17 protein-coding genes are annotated in these 18,240 nt (G+C 59.3%); 12 read left to right on the forward strand and 5 right to left on the reverse strand.

Annotated elements, in window-relative coordinates:
• Positions 1-3 precede the first annotated feature (3 nt).
• From nuoJ to nuoN, 5 genes are all read left to right on the forward strand, one after another.
• Positions 4-558, forward strand: coding sequence for an NADH-quinone oxidoreductase subunit J (gene nuoJ, locus BV390_RS06615; RefSeq protein WP_004865089.1), 555 nt, complete (start codon positions 4-6; stop codon positions 556-558).
• The gene (gene nuoK, locus BV390_RS06620) at positions 555-857 is read left to right on the forward strand and encodes an NADH-quinone oxidoreductase subunit NuoK (RefSeq protein ID WP_004865088.1); all 303 of its coding nucleotides are present in this window, start codon (positions 555-557) and stop codon (positions 855-857) included. The genes nuoJ and nuoK overlap by 4 nt, the downstream gene beginning before the upstream one ends.
• Positions 854-2,695, forward strand: a complete 1,842-nt coding sequence (gene nuoL, locus BV390_RS06625) for an NADH-quinone oxidoreductase subunit L (protein ID WP_004865085.1) — start codon at positions 854-856, stop codon at positions 2,693-2,695. Before nuoK ends, nuoL begins: the two co-directional genes overlap by 4 nt.
• Positions 2,696-2,846: 151 nt before the next feature.
• The gene (gene nuoM, locus BV390_RS06630) at positions 2,847-4,376 is read left to right on the forward strand and encodes an NADH-quinone oxidoreductase subunit M (protein ID WP_004865084.1); all 1,530 of its coding nucleotides are present in this window, start codon (positions 2,847-2,849) and stop codon (positions 4,374-4,376) included.
• Positions 4,377-4,382: 6 nt separating this feature from the next.
• On the forward strand, positions 4,383-5,840 hold the full coding sequence (gene nuoN / locus BV390_RS06635; RefSeq protein ID WP_004865083.1) for an NADH-quinone oxidoreductase subunit NuoN: 1,458 nt from the start codon (positions 4,383-4,385) through the stop codon (positions 5,838-5,840).
• Between the two features lie 109 nt (positions 5,841-5,949).
• Here the strand turns inward: nuoN and rnz are convergent, their stop codons facing one another.
• Complete coding sequence (rnz, locus tag BV390_RS06640) at positions 5,950-6,870, reverse strand: ribonuclease Z (RefSeq protein WP_032699078.1); 921 nt, start codon at positions 6,868-6,870, stop codon at positions 5,950-5,952.
• Positions 6,871-6,924: 54 nt separating this feature from the next.
• On the opposite strand from rnz, the gene BV390_RS06645 reads away from it, so the two are divergent.
• The 7 genes from BV390_RS06645 (at position 6,925) to menE (ending at position 14,554) form a co-directional block, all read left to right on the forward strand.
• Complete coding sequence (locus tag BV390_RS06645; protein WP_004865081.1) at positions 6,925-7,386, forward strand: GNAT family N-acetyltransferase; 462 nt, start codon at positions 6,925-6,927, stop codon at positions 7,384-7,386.
• Positions 7,387-7,546: 160 nt separating this feature from the next.
• The gene (gene menF, locus BV390_RS06650; RefSeq protein ID WP_004865080.1) at positions 7,547-8,842 is read left to right on the forward strand and encodes an isochorismate synthase MenF; all 1,296 of its coding nucleotides are present in this window, start codon (positions 7,547-7,549) and stop codon (positions 8,840-8,842) included.
• A 76-nt stretch (positions 8,843-8,918) separates the two neighbouring features.
• Positions 8,919-10,589, forward strand: a complete 1,671-nt coding sequence (gene menD, locus BV390_RS06655) for a 2-succinyl-5-enolpyruvyl-6-hydroxy-3-cyclohexene-1-carboxylic-acid synthase (protein ID WP_047663335.1) — start codon at positions 8,919-8,921, stop codon at positions 10,587-10,589.
• A complete protein-coding gene (menH, locus tag BV390_RS06660) occupies positions 10,586-11,344 on the forward strand; it encodes a 2-succinyl-6-hydroxy-2,4-cyclohexadiene-1-carboxylate synthase (RefSeq protein WP_085396732.1) in 759 nt (252 codons plus the stop codon). The genes menD and menH overlap by 4 nt, the downstream gene beginning before the upstream one ends.
• A 14-nt stretch (positions 11,345-11,358) precedes the next feature.
• Positions 11,359-12,216, forward strand: coding sequence for a 1,4-dihydroxy-2-naphthoyl-CoA synthase (gene menB / locus BV390_RS06665; RefSeq protein ID WP_085396733.1), 858 nt, complete (start codon positions 11,359-11,361; stop codon positions 12,214-12,216).
• On the forward strand, positions 12,216-13,181 hold the full coding sequence (gene menC, locus BV390_RS06670) for an o-succinylbenzoate synthase (protein ID WP_004865075.1): 966 nt from the start codon (positions 12,216-12,218) through the stop codon (positions 13,179-13,181). The genes menB and menC overlap by 1 nt, the downstream gene beginning before the upstream one ends.
• A complete protein-coding gene (gene menE / locus BV390_RS06675) occupies positions 13,178-14,554 on the forward strand; it encodes an o-succinylbenzoate--CoA ligase (RefSeq protein ID WP_085396734.1) in 1,377 nt (458 codons plus the stop codon). The genes menC and menE overlap by 4 nt, the downstream gene beginning before the upstream one ends.
• Here menE and BV390_RS06680 read toward each other — a convergent pair.
• The 4 genes from BV390_RS06680 to BV390_RS31905 all read right to left on the reverse strand — a co-directional run bounded on the left by BV390_RS06680 (position 14,551) and on the right by BV390_RS31905 (position 18,039).
• Positions 14,551-16,068: a tripartite tricarboxylate transporter permease gene (locus BV390_RS06680; protein WP_004865073.1), complete on the reverse strand. Its 1,518-nt coding sequence runs from the start codon at positions 16,066-16,068 to the stop codon at positions 14,551-14,553. The genes menE and BV390_RS06680 overlap by 4 nt on opposite strands.
• A gap of 11 nt (positions 16,069-16,079) precedes the next feature.
• Entirely contained in the window at positions 16,080-16,511 is a 432-nt protein-coding gene (locus BV390_RS06685; RefSeq protein WP_004865072.1) for a tripartite tricarboxylate transporter TctB family protein, read from the reverse strand.
• Between the two features lie 15 nt (positions 16,512-16,526).
• Positions 16,527-17,507: a Bug family tripartite tricarboxylate transporter substrate binding protein gene (locus BV390_RS06690; RefSeq protein ID WP_004865070.1), complete on the reverse strand. Its 981-nt coding sequence runs from the start codon at positions 17,505-17,507 to the stop codon at positions 16,527-16,529.
• A gap of 331 nt (positions 17,508-17,838) precedes the next feature.
• A complete protein-coding gene (locus BV390_RS31905; protein ID WP_369804295.1) occupies positions 17,839-18,039 on the reverse strand; it encodes a small membrane protein in 201 nt (66 codons plus the stop codon).
• Positions 18,040-18,240 lie beyond the last annotated feature (201 nt).

The following is an 18,240-nucleotide window of genomic DNA, read 5'->3' on the forward strand; positions in this document are numbered from 1 at the left end:
GCAATGGAATTCGCTTTTTATATCTGTGGCCTCATCGCCATCCTCGCAACCCTGCGGGTGATCACCCACACCAATCCGGTGCATGCGCTGCTGTACCTGATTATTTCGCTGTTGGCGATTGCCGGCGTGTTCTTTTCTCTGGGCGCGTACTTCGCCGGGGCGCTGGAAATCATCGTTTACGCCGGGGCCATCATGGTACTGTTCGTCTTCGTGGTGATGATGCTCAACCTGGGCGGTAGCGAAATCGAACAGGAACGCAAATGGCTGCAGCCGGGGATCTGGATTGGCCCGGCTATCCTGTCCGCGGTGCTGCTGGTGGTTATCGTGTATGCCATCCTCGGTCTTAACGATCAGGGGATTGATGGCGCGGCGATAAGCGCGAAAGAAGTCGGTATTACGCTGTTTGGGCCGTACGTACTGGCGGTGGAGCTGGCCTCCATGCTGCTGCTGGCCGGTCTGGTTGTTGCCTTCCACATTGGCCGCGAAGAGCGCGCCGGTGAAGTGCTGAGCAACCGTCAGGGCGATAGCGACAAAAGAAAAACGGAGGAACACGCATGATTCCCTTAACACATGGGCTGATCCTCGCCGCGATCCTGTTTGTGCTCGGCCTGACGGGTCTGGTTATCCGCCGCAATCTGCTGTTTATGCTGATTAGCCTGGAAATCATGATCAACGCCGCGGCGCTGGCTTTCGTGGTGGCAGGCAGCTACTGGGGTCAGACCGACGGTCAGATAATGTATATCCTCGCCATCAGCCTCGCGGCTGCGGAAGCGAGTATCGGCCTGGCGCTGTTGCTGCAGCTCCATCGTCGCCGCCAGAACCTGAACATCGATTCAGTAAGTGAGTTGCGTGGATGAACATGCTTGCCTTAACCATTCTTCTGCCATTGATTGGCTTTGTTCTGCTGTCATTCTCCCGTGGCCGCTGGTCGGAAAACCTCTCCGCCACCGTGGGAATGGGGTCAGTCGGCCTGGCGGCGCTGGTGACCGCGTTTGTCGGCGTCGACTTCTTTGCGAACGGCAAACAGGCGGTCAGCGTACCGCTGTGGACCTGGATGTCGGTGGGTGATTTCAACATCGGTTTTAACCTGGTGCTGGATGGTCTTTCGCTGACCATGCTCTCCGTGGTCACCGGCGTTGGCTTCCTGATCCACATGTTCGCCTCCTGGTATATGCGCGGTGAAGAGGGCTACTCCCGCTTCTTCGCCTACACCAACCTGTTTATCGCGAGCATGGTGGTGCTGGTGCTGGCCGATAACCTGCTGCTGATGTATCTCGGTTGGGAAGGCGTGGGCCTGTGCTCCTATCTGCTGATCGGTTTCTACTATACCGATCCGAAGAATGGCGCCGCCGCAATGAAAGCCTTCGTGGTGACCCGTGTCGGTGACGTGTTCCTCGCGTTTGCGCTGTTCATTCTCTACAACGAGCTGGGCACCCTGAACTTCCGCGAAATGGTCGAACTGGCGCCTGCGCACTTTGAAGCCGGCAACAATATGCTGTGGTGGGCCACCTTGATGCTGTTGGGCGGTGCGGTCGGTAAATCGGCGCAGCTGCCGCTGCAGACCTGGCTTGCGGACGCGATGGCCGGTCCGACGCCGGTCTCCGCGTTGATCCACGCCGCCACCATGGTGACCGCGGGCGTCTACCTGATTGCCCGTACCCATGGCCTGTTCCTGATGACCCCGGAAATTCTCCATCTGGTCGGTATCGTCGGGGCGGTGACGCTGGTGCTGGCAGGCTTTGCCGCGCTGGTTCAGACCGACATCAAACGCGTACTCGCTTACTCCACTATGAGCCAGATTGGCTACATGTTCCTGGCGCTGGGCGTACAGGCATGGGATGCGGCGATTTTCCACCTGATGACCCACGCGTTCTTTAAAGCGCTGCTGTTCCTCTCGTCCGGCTCGGTCATTCTGGCCTGCCACCACGAGCAGAACATCTTCAAAATGGGCGGCCTGCGTAAGTCGATTCCGCTGGTGTACGTCTGCTTCCTGGTGGGGGGCGCGGCGCTGTCCGCACTGCCGCTGATTACCGCAGGCTTCTTCAGTAAGGACGAAATCCTCGCTGGCGCGATGGCTAACGGTCATATCAACCTGATGGTAGCCGGCCTGGTCGGGGCGTTTATGACCTCGCTGTATACCTTCCGGATGATCTTCATCGTCTTCCACGGTAAAGAACAGATCCACGCGCACGCCGGGAAGGGGATTACCCACCATCTGCCGCTGATTGTGCTGCTGATTCTGTCGACCTTCGTTGGCGCACTGATCGTTCCGCCGCTGCAGGGCGTACTGCCGCAGACCACCGAACTTGAGCACGGTCGCGTGATGACGCTGGAAATCGCCTCGGGGATCATCGCGATTGCCGGCATCCTGATTGCCGCCTGGCTGTGGCTGGGTAAACGTACGCTGGTGACCTCCATCGCCAACAGCGCGCCGGGCCGTCTGCTGGGTACCTGGTGGTACAACGCATGGGGCTTCGACTGGTTGTACGACAAAGTGTTCGTGAAACCATTCCTCGGCATCGCGTGGCTGCTGAAGAGCGATCCGCTGAATGCCATGATGAACATTCCGGCCATCCTCTCCCGCTTTGCAGGTAAAGGCCTGCTGCTTAGCGAGAATGGTTATCTACGCTGGTATGTGGCGTCAATGAGCGTCGGGGCGGTTGTCGTCCTGGCGTTGCTGATGGTACTGCGCTGAGTTTGTGGGTTGAGTGAATATCCCCGGCGGCGGTCCGCTGCCGGGTTTGTGAACCAAGAATGAATTTTAGGTAACTGCTTCTGAAGTCCAGGCGTCATCGGCGAGTGCGATAGCCTGTTCGGGAGTGAGAATATAAGGGACATACTTAGCTATGCTATTACCCTGGTTAATACTAATCCCCTTTATCGGCGGGTTTCTGTGCTGGCAGACTGAACGCTTTGGCGTGAAGATGCCGCGCTGGATTGCGCTGATTACCATGGGACTGACGCTGGTGCTCTCCCTGCAGCTGTGGCTACAGGGCGGTTATTCGCTGACGCAATCCGCGGGTATTCCGCAGTGGCAGTCAGAATTCGTGATGCCGTGGATCCCTCGCTTCGGTATTAGCATTCATCTGGCTATCGACGGTCTGTCGCTGCTGATGGTGGTGCTGACCGGTCTGCTCGGCGTGCTGGCCGTGCTCTGTTCGTGGCGCGAAATCGAAAAATACCAGGGCTTCTTCCACCTGAACCTGATGTGGATCCTGGGCGGCGTTATCGGCGTGTTCCTTGCCATCGACCTGTTCCTGTTCTTCTTCTTCTGGGAAATGATGCTGGTGCCGATGTACTTCCTGATCGCGCTGTGGGGCCATAAGGCTTCCGACGGTAAAACGCGTATCACGGCGGCAACCAAGTTCTTCATCTATACCCAGGCGAGCGGCCTGGTGATGTTGATTGCCATCCTGGCGCTGGCCTTCGTGCACTTTAACGCGACCGGCGTCTGGACCTTCAACTATGAAGATCTGCTGAAAACCCCGATGTCCCATGGCGTCGAATACATGCTGATGCTCGGCTTCTTCATCGCCTTCGCGGTGAAAATGCCGGTGGTTCCGCTGCACGGCTGGCTGCCGGATGCCCACTCTCAGGCACCGACCGCCGGTTCCGTTGACCTCGCCGGTATTTTGTTGAAAACGGCGGCCTACGGCCTGCTGCGTTTTGCTCTGCCGCTGTTCCCGAATGCCTCCGCCGAGTTTGCTCCCATCGCCATGTGGCTGGGCGTTATCGGTATCTTCTACGGCGCGTGGATGGCCTTCTGCCAGTACGACATCAAACGCCTGATTGCTTACACCTCCGTTTCCCACATGGGCTTCGTGCTGATTGCTATCTACACCGGCAGCCAGCTGGCGTACCAGGGGGCGGTCATTCAGATGATTGCCCACGGTCTGTCCGCGGCCGGCCTGTTCATTCTCTGCGGCCAGCTGTATGAACGCCTGCATACCCGCGATATGCGTCAGATGGGCGGTCTGTGGAGCAAAATTAAATGGCTGCCGGCGCTGTCGATGTTCTTCGCCGTGGCAACGCTGGGGATGCCGGGTACCGGTAACTTCGTCGGCGAATTCATGATTCTGTTCGGCAGCTACAAAGTGGTGCCGGTGATTACCGTGATCTCCACCTTTGGACTGGTCTTCGCTTCCGTCTACTCGCTCTCAATGCTGCATCGCGCGTACTTCGGTAAAGCGAAGAGCGACATCGCGGCGCAGGAGATGCGGGGAATGTCGCTGCGTGAACTGTCGATTGTTCTGCTGTTGGTGGTTCTGCTGGTGCTGCTGGGCTTCTTCCCGCAGCCGATTCTGGACACCTCACATGCTGCGATGAGCAACATTCAGCAGTGGTTTGTTAATTCCGTTTCTACTACAAGGCCGTAATTCGCCATGACAATAACTCCACAACAACTGATCGCACTGCTACCGCTGCTGATCGTCGGCTTGACGGTGGTGGTTGTGATGCTCTCCATTGCGTGGCGACGCAATCATTTCCTTAATGCCACGCTGTCGGTTCTTGGTCTGAACGCTGCGCTGATCTCACTCTGGTTCGTGGGTCAGAACGGTGCGATGGACGTCACGCCGCTGATTCGCGTTGACGGCTACGCCATGCTCTATACCGGGCTGGTGCTGCTGGCAAGCCTGGCCACCTGTACCTTCGCGTACCCGTGGCTTGAGGGATACAAGGACAACAAAGAAGAGTTCTACCTGCTGGTGCTTATCGCCGCGCTGGGTGGCATTCTGCTGGCGGGCGCCAACCATCTGGCCGCGCTGTTCCTCGGTATTGAATTGATTTCGCTGCCGCTGTTCGGCCTTATCGGTTATGCCTTCCGCCAGAAGCGTTCGCTGGAAGCGAGTATCAAATACACCATTCTGTCCGCCGCAGCCTCTTCATTCCTGCTGTTCGGTATGGCGCTGGTGTATGCCAACTCGGGCAACCTGTCCTTCCTGGCGCTGGGTAAAAGCCTGGCAGACAACGCTCTGCACGAACCGCTGCTGCTGGCGGGTCTGGGCCTGATGATCGTCGGCCTCGGCTTTAAGCTGTCGCTGGTGCCGTTTCACCTGTGGACGCCAGACGTTTACCAGGGCGCGCCGGCGCCGGTATCTACCTTCCTGGCAACCGCCAGCAAGATTGCTATCTTCGGCGTGGTGATGCGTCTGTTCCTGTACATGCCGGTGGGCAACAGCGAAGCGGTACGCGTGGTGCTTGGCCTGATTGCCTTTGCCTCCATCATCTTCGGTAACCTGATGGCGCTGAGCCAGACCAATATCAAACGTCTGCTCGGCTACTCCTCCATCTCGCATCTTGGCTATCTGCTGGTGGCGCTGATTGCCCTGCAGAGCGGTGAAATGTCGATGGAAGCCGTGGGTGTCTATCTGGCCGGCTATCTGTTCAGCAGCCTCGGCGCGTTCGGCGTGGTGAGCCTGATGTCCAGCCCATACCGTGGTCCGGATGCCGATTCGCTGTACTCCTATCGCGGCCTGTTCTGGCACCGTCCGATTCTGTCGGCGGTCATGACGGTGATGATGCTGTCGCTGGCGGGTATCCCGATGACGCTGGGCTTTATCGGTAAATTCTACGTGCTGGCCGTCGGTGTGCATGCACACCTGTGGTGGCTGGTTGCCGCCGTGGTGATCGGTTCGGCGATTGGTCTGTACTACTACCTGCGCGTGGCGGTGAGTCTGTACCTGAGCGCGCCGGATAAACTGAATCGCGATGCGCCGTCGAACTGGCAGTACAGCGCGGGCGGTATCGTGGTGCTGATCTCCGCGCTGCTGGTCCTCGTGCTTGGCGTGTGGCCGCAGCCGCTGATTAGCATTGTGCAGCTGGCAACACCGCTGATGTAATCGCCGGGGCCGGGGTGGATACCGCTGGCCCTGTAACCCTGCCAGCCCGTTGTGAGACGGGCTGGCATTTTTTTTGCCTCGTTCCGCTGTTTTATCCCCTCCAGCCCGGCTAACTCAGGCTGTACGCCATAAAGTCTTCGGCCAGCAGCGTCCGGGGAAACACGTCCCGACACTCCGCCAGCAGGCGCAGACAGCCTTCCGCGTCATAGCGCGAACTAAAATGGGTAGCGATAAACATACTGACGCCGGCATCGCGGGCCAGCGCCGCTGCCTGCTGGCTCGACGAATGACCGCGGCTATTGGCTTTTTCCGCCATGGCCTGCTCCAGCGTCGTTTCATGAACCATCAGGTCAACGCCGCGCGCCAGCTCAAGCGCCGCCTCGCAGGGGGCCGTATCGCCAAAAATTGCCAGCGTTTTGCCGGGCGTCGCCGGGCCAAGATAGCGCTTCCCATCGATCGTCCGGCCATCTTCCAGCTCCACCGTCTCTCCCTGTTTCAGGCGCTGAAACAGCGGGCCCGGGCGGACGCCGTCGGCAATCAGACGCGCGGCATCAAGGGCGCCAGGGCGGGCGTGCTCTTCGATACGATAGCCGTAGCATTCCACCGGATGATTCAGCGGATACGCGCTGACCCGATAGCCTCCTTCATCAAAGACCAGACCGGGGCCCACTTCGACAATGGTGAGCGGATAATCGGTCCATGAACCGCTTAAGCGCAGCGCGGTTTCCACAAACTCCCTGAGCCCCGTCGGGCCGTACAGCGTCAGCGGCAGCGAGTTGCCCTGCATGGAGCGGCTGCACAGCAGGCCGGGGAGGCCGAACAGATGATCGCCGTGGAGGTGGGTAATAAAAATCTTATTCAGTTTTCCTGGGTGGTATGGGGTATGTAAAAACTGATGCTGGGTACCTTCTCCGCAGTCGAACAACCACATCTCCGCTGCCGTCGGCTGTTGCAAATTCAGCACGATAGACGTCATATTACGTGTACGGGTCGGCACGCCTGCGGATGTCCCCAAAAATGTCAATTCCATCGTCCAGTGTCCTCAGGGCGTGGGTGAAAAAACTCAAGTATACAGGAGCAGTCAATGATTACATGGCAGGATCTTCACCACGCAGAGCTGACCGTCCCGCAGCTGTACGCTTTGCTACAGCTGCGCTGCGCGGTATTTGTCGTCGAACAAACCTGCCCCTATCAGGATGTTGACGGTGATGATCTGATCGGTGAAAACCGCCATCTGCTCGGCTGGCGAGGGGATGAACTGGTGGCCTATGCGCGCATTTTGAAAAGCGACGATGATATTGAGCCGGTGGTGATTGGACGCGTCATTGTCAGCCCGGCGGTGCGCGGTGAAAAGCTGGGTTATCAGCTGATGGAGCAGGCGCTGGCCAGCTGTCGTCGTCACTGGCCGCACAAGGCTATCTATCTCGGCGCCCAGGCGCATCTGCAACGTTTTTACGCCAGCTTCGGTTTTCAACCGGTGACCGACGTTTACGATGAGGACGGTATTGCGCATATTGGTATGGCCCGCGAGGCGGTCACCGGTTAAGCGCCGTTAGCGTAACTACGCAAAGAATCTATATTTTTTTCCTTCAGTTTGCTCTGGCTGGCCGCCGCCGCATGCGGAAAGTCCTCTCCCTCATTATGGGTACTGCAATTTCACCCCAGTACCCCGTATAATCTGTGGTTTTTATTCTCTGGAGGTTTGCGTGCTGTCTGTTTCCACTGCGTTGGAACGCTTACGTGACTGCCTGTCTGACGATTTTCCGCCGTCGTCCGGTACGCGAATTTTCGATATTCCTTTCCCTCTTCATGACGCTTTTGACCCGCTTCTGTGGTGCGGTCATCAAGCGCAGTGGCCGCAGTTTTACTGGCAGCAGCGCAATGGCGATGAAGAGCTTGCCGCGCTCGGCGCGGTCAAAACCTTCCCGTCTTTGGCCGGGGCTCACGGCTTCCTGCAGCGCCAGGGGCTGGCGGATTTACGTATTTGCGGCCTGAATGCATTTAATCCGCAGGAAGGGAGGCTCTTTCTGCCGCGGCTGGAGTGGCGTCGGGTCGGGGGGAGAGCCACCCTGCGCCTGTTGTTGAGTAGCGAGACCTCACTGCGCGAAGATGCCATCGCGGCCCGGGAATTTCTCCAGACGCTAACGCCTGACCAGGCGCAGCCCGCCGCTCTGCCGCCGGTGCTCAGCGAACACCATTCCCCGGACTATCCGCAATGGCATGCGTTGATTGAACAGGCAACTCAGGCGATTGCCGCAGGGGAGATGGATAAAGTGGTGCTGGCGCGGGCCACCGATGTCCAGTTTGCCGCGCCGCCGGATCCGCTGGCGATCGTGGCTGCCAGCCGGCGCAGTAACCACCGCTGTTTTCATTTTATGATGGCCTTTAACGCACAGCGGACATTCTTTGGTTCAACGCCGGAGCGGCTTTGGCGCCGGCGCGGGACGCTGCTGCGCACCGAAGCGCTGGCCGGGACCGTTGCCAGCCATCCTGACGATCGCCAGGCGCAATTGTTGGCCGACTGGCTGATGAAAGATGATAAAAATCAGCGCGAGAATATGCTGGTGGTGGAGGATATCTGCCAGCGTATGCAGGATGAGGTCCGTTCGCTGGACGTCCTGCCGCCGCAGGTGGTGCGGTTGCGTAAAGTTCAGCATCTGCGCCGCTGCATCTGGGCTGAACTCTCTCAGCCTGACGATACCCGCTGCCTGCATCAGCTGCAGCCGACCGCCGCGGTCGCAGGATTACCGCGTCGGGCGGCGCTGGCATTTATTACCCGCCATGAACCTTTTACCCGGGAATGGTACGCCGGTTCCGCTGGTTACCTGTCGCTGGCGCAAAGCGAATTCTGCGTGGCCCTGCGTTCGGCGCAAGTCGAAAACGTCACGCTGAGGCTGTATGCCGGTGCCGGGATTGTCAGCGGTTCCGATCCTGAGCAGGAGTGGCAGGAGATAGAAAATAAGGCGGCGGGACTGCGTTCCTTGTTATTGACAAAAACGTAGATAAACGACGCATATCAATACTCCATTGCTTTGTATTACCTATACTTAGCCTCAATATTTGATACCGGACAATTTCATGTCAGTAAGCGCATTTAACCGACGCTGGGCGGCGGTGATCCTCGAAGCATTAACTCGCCACGGCGTGCAGCATATTTGCATTGCGCCGGGCTCGCGCTCGACACCTCTTACCCTGGCAGCGGCGGAAAACCGCGCGTTTATTCCTCATACCCATTTCGATGAGCGCGGTCTCGGCCATCTGGCGCTGGGGCTGGCAAAAGCCAGCCGGCAGCCGGTGGCGGTGATTGTCACGTCCGGAACGGCGACGGCTAACCTCTATCCGGCCTTAATTGAGGCGGGGCTGACCGGTGAAAAGCTGATACTTCTCACTGCCGATCGTCCCCCGGAGCTGATTGACTGTGGTGCGAACCAGGCTATCCGCCAGCCGGGCATGTTTGCTTCTCATCCCTCGCAGACGCTGTCGTTGCCGCGTCCGTCGCAGGATGTGCCCGCGCGCTGGCTGGTATCGACGATTGACCAGGCGCTGGGCGCTCTGCATTCCGGCGGTATCCATATCAACTGTCCGTTCGCCGAGCCGCTGTACGGCGAGATGGATGACACCGGCGTGGAGTGGCAGCAGCAGCTCGGCGCGTGGTGGCAAAGCGATAAACCCTGGCTGCGGCAGTCCCTGCATCTGGAAAGCGAAAAGCAGCGCGACTGGTTTTTCTGGCGACAGAAGCGGGGCGTTGTCGTCGCGGGTCGCATGAGCGCTGCTGAAGGTAAAAAAGTCGCCGGGTGGGCAAAAACGCTCGGCTGGCCGCTGATTGGCGACATCCTTTCCCAGACCGGGCAGCCGCTGCCGTGCGCCGACCTGTGGCTGGCGAACGGCAAAGCGGTGAGCGAACTGCAGCAGGCGCAAATCGTTGTACAACTGGGCAGCAGCCTCACCGGTAAACGCGTGCTGCAGTGGCAGGCCACCTGTGAACCGGAAGAATACTGGGTCGTGGATAATCTCCCCGGTCGCCTCGACCCGGCTCATCACCGCGGTCGTCGGCTGGTCTGCCCGGTGGAACAGTGGCTGGATCTGCATCCGGCGGAAAGCCGCCAGCCGTGGGCGACGACGATCCCGGAGCTGTCGCGGCAGGCCTGGCAGGCGGCGGCCGACCGCAGTGAGGCATTTGGCGAAGCCCAGCTGGCTCACCGGATTCACCGCTATCTTCCGGAACAGGGGCAGCTGTTTGTCGGTAACAGCCTGGTGGTTCGGTTAATTGATGCCCTGGCGCAGCTTCCGGCAGGATATCCGGTTTATAGCAACCGCGGCGCCAGCGGTATTGATGGCCTGTTGGCGACGGCGGCAGGGGTTCAGCGAGCCAGCGCCCGCCCGACGCTGGCGATCGTCGGCGATCTTTCCGCGCTCTACGATCTGAACTCGCTGGCGTTGCTGCGCCAGGCCTCTGCGCCGCTGGTGCTGATCGTGGTAAACAACAACGGCGGGCAGATCTTCTCTTTGCTGCCGACGCCGCAGGATCAACGGCGCCAGTTTTATCTGATGCCGCAGGATGTCAATTTCGGCCATGCGGCGGCGATGTTTGGCCTTCATTATCATCGCCCGGGCAACTGGGAGGCTCTGGAAGCGGCGCTGGCCGGCGCCTGGCGTCTTCCTGGCGCCACGCTGATTGAGCTGGTGGTGAATGAGACGGAAGGCACTCATACTCTGCAACAGCTGCTGGCGCAGGTCAGCCGGCTATGAGTCTGCACGCCCGGTGCGAAAAGGGGCAGTCGGGCTATCCCTGGCTGGTCTTTTTACACGGTTTTTCCGGCGACAGCCGGGAGTGGCAAACGGTGGGCGCCGCGTTCAGCGCTTATCCGCAGCTGTATATTGATCTGCCGGGCCACGGTGGTTCGCGCGATGTCAGGGTCAGCGGTTTTGCCGAGGTTAGCCTGCGGCTGGAGAAAACGCTGGCGCACTATCATGTTCGGGACTACTGGCTGATCGGCTATTCGCTGGGCGGGCGTATTGCGATGTTTTTTGCCAGTCAGGCGCGGTGCGGGCTGTGCGGACTGGTCGTAGAGGGCGGCCATCCCGGTCTCCAGGATGCGCATCAACGCCGGCAGCGCGCTTGTAGCGATGCTGCCTGGGCTGAGCGCTTTCGCCGCGAGCCGCTGGTTCAGGTTTTTGCCGACTGGTACCAGCAGCCGGTTTTCGCCGGCTTAAGTACGCAGCAGCGGGAAGCGCTTGTTGCGCTGCGCAGCCACAACAGCGGTGCCAGTCTGGCCGCGATGCTGGAGGCGACTTCCCTCGCCGTACAGCCCGACCTGCGTGCGCAACTCCGCGCCCGGCGCTACCCTTTTCACTATCTTTGCGGCGAGCGCGATGCGAAGTTTCGCGCCCTTGCGCGCGACGTCGCCGCAACGACACATATTATTCATCATGCCGGGCATAACGCGCATCGGGAAAATCCCGCGGCGGTGGTGTCATGTCTGGCCCAGTTTTTAGCGAGTTAACCAAAGGACATTCTATGATCTCTCTTGATGAAGCAATGCTCTACGCCCCCGTGGAATGGCACGATTGCTCCGAAGGCTATACCGACATTCGTTACCAGAAGTCGACGGACGGGATTGCTAAAATCACCATTAACCGGCCGCAGGTGCGCAATGCGTTCCGCCCGCTGACCGTGAATGAGATGATTCAGGCGCTGTCCGATGCCCGATATGACGACAATATCGGCGTCATTATCCTCACCGGCGAAGGCGATAAAGCATTCTGCGCCGGCGGCGACCAGAAGGTACGCGGCGATTACGGCGGCTACCAGGATGATTCCGGCGTTCACCACCTGAACGTGCTCGATTTTCAGCGCCAAATCCGCACCTGCCCGAAACCGATCGTGGCGATGGTGGCGGGGTATTCCATCGGCGGCGGTCACGTTCTGCATATGATGTGCGATCTGACGATTGCCGCAGAAAATGCCATCTTCGGCCAGACCGGCCCGAAAGTCGGCTCATTTGACGGTGGCTGGGGCGCATCCTACATGGCGCGGATCGTCGGACAGAAAAAAGCGCGCGAAATCTGGTTCCTGTGCCGTCAGTACGATGCGCAGCAGGCGCTGGATATGGGGCTGGTCAACACCGTCGTCCCGCTGGCAGATCTGGAAAAAGAGACCGTGCGCTGGTGTCGAGAAATGCTGCAAAACAGCCCGATGGCGCTGCGCTGCCTGAAGGCGGCGCTGAATGCCGATTGTGATGGCCAGGCGGGGCTGCAGGAGCTGGCGGGGAATGCCACCATGCTGTTCTACATGACCGAAGAGGGGCAGGAAGGGCGTAACGCTTTCAACCAGAAACGTCAGCCGGACTTCAGCAAATTTAAACGGAATCCATAATGCGTCAGGCGCAGGTTTACCGCTGGCAGGTACCGATGGACGCGGGCGTGGTACTGCGCGAACGGCGGTTAAAAACTCGCGATGGGCTGTTCATCCACCTGCAGGACGGTGAACGTCAGGGATGGGGCGAAATTGCGCCTCTGCCGGGCTTTAGCGCGGAAACGCTGGAGGAGGCGCAGTGCGCGCTGGTGGCATGGGCGAAAGCCTGGCGGCAGGGCGAGAACCTGTCCGGGCCGTCTCACCCTTCCGTGGCCTTCGGCGTCAGCTGCGCGCTGGCGGAGCTGAACGATGAACTGCCGCTGGAGGCGGAGTATCGCGCGGTGCCGCTGTGCACCGGCGACCCGGACGAACTGTTTGCCAGGCTGGCGGCGCTGCCCGGTGAAAAGGTAGCGAAGGTCAAGATCGGGCTGTATGAAGCGGTGCGTGACGGCATGGTGGTTAACCTGCTGCTGGAAGCGATTCCCGATCTGCAGCTGCGTCTGGACGCCAACCGCGCCTGGACCCCGCTCAAAGCGCAGCAGTTTGCGAAATATGTCCATCCGCAGTACCGCGACCGTATCGCCTTCCTTGAGGAACCGTGTAAAACCCGCGACGACTCCCGGGCTTTTGCCCGGGAAACCGGCATTGCGATTGCCTGGGATGAAAGTCTGCGTGAGGCGGATTTTCGTTTTCAGGCGGAGCCGGGTTTGCGTGCGCTGGTGATCAAGCCGACGCTCACCGGTAGCCTGGACAAAGTACGGGAACAGGTCGCCGCGGCACACGCGCTGGGGTTGACGGCGGTGATCAGCTCATCGATCGAATCAAGCCTTGGACTGACGCAGCTGGCGCGGATTGCCGCCTGGCTGACGCCGCAGACCCTTCCCGGTCTGGATACCCTGGCATTGATGCGCGCGCAGCTGATTCGCCCCTGGCCTGACAGCCCGTTACCCTGCCTGAACAGTGATGAGCTGGAGCCGCTGCTGTGACCTTTAGCGACTGGCCATGGCGCCACTGGCGCCGGCTGCGCGGCGATGCGCCGGCGGTGCGTCTGAACGACGTTGTCCTGAACTGGCGACAGCTGTGCGCTGAAGTTGACGCGCTGGCCGCGGGCTTCCGCGCTCAAGGGGTCAATGAAGGGGAGGGCGTGCTGCTGCGGGCCTATAACCAGCCGTCGGCATTGCTGGCATGGCTGGCGCTGCTTCAGTGCGGCGCCCGGGTGCTTCCTCTGAATCCTCAGCTCCCGCCTTCGCTGCTGGCGGCAGTGTTACCCTCCCTCGATTTGCGTTATGCGCTGGCGCTGAACGGCGATCCGCTCGCCCTCGACTTTGCGCCGCTGGCGCTGCAACGCGAGGCGGGTGGCTTGACGCTACCCTGGTGCGAAGAACGCCTGGCGTCAATGACGCTCACCTCCGGCTCTACGGGGCTGCCGAAGGCTGCCGTGCACAGCTGTCGGGCGCATCTTGCCAGCGCTGAAGGCGTGCTGGCGATGATTCCGCTGGCGTCGGATGATGACTGGCTGCTGTCGTTGCCGCTGTTTCATGTTTCCGGCCAGGGTATTCTCTGGCGCTGGCTGCTGGCGGGCGCCCGCCTGACGGTAAGAGAAAGACAACCGCTGGAACAGGCGTTGCGAGGCTGTACGCATGCCTCGCTGGTGCCCACTCAGCTCTGGCGGTTGCTCAATAGTGAGGCTGATGTGTCGTTGAAGGCGGTGCTGTTGGGCGGGGCGGCGATTCCCGTCGCGTTGACCGAACAGGCGCGCGGCCGGGGGATTCGCTGCTGGTGCGGCTATGGTCTGACGGAGTTCGCCTCGACGGTATGCGGCAAAGAGGCGGATGGCGCACCGGACGTTGGCCAGCCGCTGCCGGGGCGCGCGCTGAAAATCGTTGAAGGCGAAGTCTGGCTGCGTGCCGACAGCATGGCGGCTGGCTACTGGCGCGATGGCGGGGTGCAGCCGCTGGTCAACGAACAGGGCTGGTTTGCCACTCGCGATCGCGGCGAGATCAGGGAGGGCAAACTGACTCTGCTTGGGCGGATGGATAACCTCTTTTTCAGCGGAGGGGAAGGTATTCAGCCTGAAGAGGTGGAGAGAGTACTCCTGGCTCATCCGCAGATTCAGCAGGCGTTTATCGTGCCGTTAGACGATGCGGAGTTTGGTCAGCGTCCGGTGGCGGTGGTGGAGTGCGCTGCGCAGTGCGATGTCGCCGCGCTGGCGGTCTGGGCACAGGATAAGCTGGCACGTTTTCAGCAGCCGGTACGCTGGTTGATGTTACCTGATTCGTTGCAAACCGGCGGGATTAAAATTTCCCGCCGGGCATTACGTGACTGGGTTAATGCGTTGCCAGGCAGCCAGACCCGTTAACCGGGGTTGGCCTCGGCACGGCGCCGGCGTTGCTTACGCAGATAGCGTAGCAGCGGGGGAATAACGATCGCGGCGATGGCGAGGAACAATAATGTTTTGGTCACGCCGCTTCCCCACAAAATCGACAGATTGCCGTTGCTGATAGACAGCGCCCGGCGCAGGTTTTGCTCCAGCATCTCCCCGAGCACGAAACCTAAGATCAGCGGCGACATCGGGAAGTGCATTTTACGCAGAATGTAACCGAGCACTCCGAGTCCGACCATTAGCAGCAAATCGAAGGTCGTACTGTGGACCGCGTAGACGCCGACGGCAGAAACGGCGGCAATCGCCGGCACCAGGAACCACAGTGGGATCGTCAGCATCCGGGTAAACAGGCCGATCAGCGGGATGTTCATAATCAGGAGCATCACGTTGGCGATCAGCAGGGCGGCGATCAATCCCCAGACGATGTCCGGTTGTTCGGTAAACATGGCGGGGCCTGGCGTGATGTTGTACAGCGTCAGGGCTCCCATCATCACCGCCGTGGTGCCGGAACCGGGCACCCCGAGGGTCAGCATCGGGATGAACGAGCCGCAGGCGGAGGCGTTATTGGCCGCTTCCGGGGCGGCGACGCCGCGGATATCCCCTTTGCCGAAGCTGTCGCTGCTGCCGCTGAGCTTTTTCTCGGTCATATAGGTGATGGCGCTGGCAATGGTAGCCCCGGCGCCGGGCAGAATACCGACGAAGAAACCTACCACCGACGAGCGCAGCGTGGCGCCCACGCACTGACCGGCCTCTTTGGCGTTAAACAACATACGCCCGGTTTTCCGCACCAGCGTTTGCCCGCTGCTGGTGCTTTCCAGCATCAGCAGAATTTCAGAGACGCTAAACAGCCCTATGACGACGACGATAAACTGCACGCCATCCGAGAGGTGGATGCTGTCGAAGGTAAAGCGGTAGACTCCGGTATTGGCATCGACACCCACCGTCGCCAGACCTAAACCAATTAAGGCGGAGAGAAACGACTTCAGCGGGTTCTGCGCCATCATGCTGCCCAGGCAGGCAATGGCAAACACCATCAGGGCGAAATACTCTGCGGGACCGAATGCCAGCGACCACTGTGCCAGCACCGGTGCGAACAAAATAATGCCGCCAATCGCGATAAGCGATCCGACAAAAGAGCTGACCGCCGAAATCGATAAGGCCACCCCGCCGCGTCCCTGCTGGGCCATCGGATAACCGTCGAGAGCGGTCATAATGGCGGCGGCATCGCCGGGCACATTCAGTAAAATGGACGAGATGCGCCCGCCGTACTCGCAGCCGATATAGACCGTCGCCAGCAGAATAAGGGCAGATTCAGCGGGCAGATGCAGTGCGAACGCCAGCGGCAGCAGAATCGCCACGCCGTTAATTGGCCCGAGGCCGGGCAACAGGCCGACGATGGTGCCGACGAAGCAGCCAATCAGCGCAATCATCAGGTTCGTCGGCGTCATCGCCACGGCGAAGCCCTGCGAAAGATAAATCCAGGTATCCATAGACTTCTCCGTTAACTTAACCAGATGCCGAGCGGCAACGTGACATCGAGCAGGGTGTCAAAGGCGTACCACAGGGCCGCGCCCATCACCACCCCGGCCGCGGCGGTGGCAGGCAGCGTGGCGCCAAACAGCAGGCCAATGACGGCGGTCAGCAAGGCGGTGGCCAGCGGGAAACCAAGCCATTCAAATCCCCATGCATAGACCACCAGAACCACCACCATGGTTAACAAGCGTTGTAAAACTCGCTTCCCGGGCCACGTCACCGCGTCGGGGCGGCGTAATAACAGCAGGACCGAGCACAGCAGCATCAGGCCGATAATCCCCAGCGGGAACGGGCGAGGACCAACGGGTTCATAGGCGTACTCGCTGTGAATCTGCCAGGCAACGAACATCCCCCCCGCGCAGAGCAGCAGCCAGATACTGGCAAAAATACGATCGCTCATGGCAACCTCCGCAGATTATTTCGCCAGACCAAAGGCTTTGGCCTGTTCGCGATAGTCGTTGACCTGTTTCTTCACGTAGGCATCGAGCGCTTCGCCGCTCAGGTTGAACTCAAACAGGCCGCGCAGTTCGCGCTGTTTTTTGAACTCCTCGGTCTGCTGAAGCTTGTTGAACTCCTCGACCCACCACTGGTAGTCAGCATCGCTGACCTTCGGACCGACGTAAAAGCCGCGAATAATCGGCCAGACCAGATCGTAACCCTGCTCTTTAGCGGTCGGGACATTGGCCAGCGCGCCGGGCAGCCGTTCACTGGAGAAGACCGCCAGCACGCGAATTTTGTTGCCTTGCAGATAGGGCACCATTTCGCTCAGATCGCCAGAGACCGCCTGAACATGGTTTCCCAATAGCGCGGTCACCGGTTCGCCGCCGCCCTCAAAAGCGACGTAGCGCATTTTATGCGGGTCAACATGGGCTTTTTGCGCCATCAGCGCGGCCTTCATCCAGTCCTGGCTGCCGATGGAGGCGCCGGCGCCGATGACGATGTTGGCGGGATCTTTTTCCATTGCGGCCATAAACGAAGGGAGGTCCTGCCACGGAGAGTCGGCGCGCACGGCAATCATCCCGTAATCGGTACCTACGCTGGCGAGCCAGCGGACATCATCGACGCCGTAGCGGCCAAATTTACCTTGCGATAAATTGAGTAACGAACCGCCGGAGAAGGCGACAACGGTGCCCGGCTCGCCCGGACGCTGTGCGACGATGGCGTTGTAGGCGACCGCGCCGACACCGCCGGGCATGTAGGTGACCCGCATCGGTTTAGCGATCGCCCCTGTTTCCATCAGGCTGACCTGAATCAGTTTGCAGGTCAGATCGAAGCCGCCGCCGGGCTTAGCCGGCGCAATACATTCGGTACGGGAAGGGGCTTCGGCGGCATACGCTGAGACGCTGCAGAGGCATAGCGCGAGTGCGCTAAGATGGCGAAGGAATGGTGTGTTCATGGGCTTCCTCAGTCGGGTACAGGGTTGGTTTATTCTGGTTATGTGGAACAATGTCGGACTGTTTGGTTGCGCAATTGTTAAATCAACAACCTTTCATTTCCCTTTCAGTCGCGGGATAACTTTACAGGATGTGATAGATCTCTCTTATTTCCCTCAGCGACAGGGAGGCATCAGCGGCGGGGTTATTTCCGGCGATGGGAAATGCGAAGCACGATAAAACGGGCCAGAACTGGCCCAGGGATTGAGCAGCATAAATCGCCGGTGGGATCAGCTGAGCAGGCGCAGGAAAGTACCAGATTCAGCCGAATGTATTATGAATGAGGCTGAGCACTTATCTGCGATTTTTTATAAATACACGTTTTGTTCTGCGGATATCTTTCAGATATGAGTACAGGGAAAATACGGATACGGCCAGCAGTACGACGGCGAGAATTAAAAATAAAATATTAACCATGCTATTAGTCCATTGATAGTGTGGTGTTTTTTCATTTTCAGTATCGGGATATTTATCCGGTGAAAGTATGATCTTCATCAAATGTTATTCCCATTCATACAGTAATGAACATAATTAGTACATTCTTATGATCTCTATAATATTGGGCGTTCTTATAATGTTATTTTGCGCTGAATGAATAATAAAGTCAGCGTATTTAATGATGATTTAAAGTTAATTTCGTCAGAATATGCATGAGAATAAACAGATGGCGAATTGGGTTTCCCGCAAGCGCGTTGA

Origin of the sequence: Klebsiella sp. YJ (assembly GCF_002108615.1) — a bacterium.
Lineage (GTDB): Bacteria > Pseudomonadota > Gammaproteobacteria > Enterobacterales > Enterobacteriaceae > Klebsiella > Klebsiella planticola.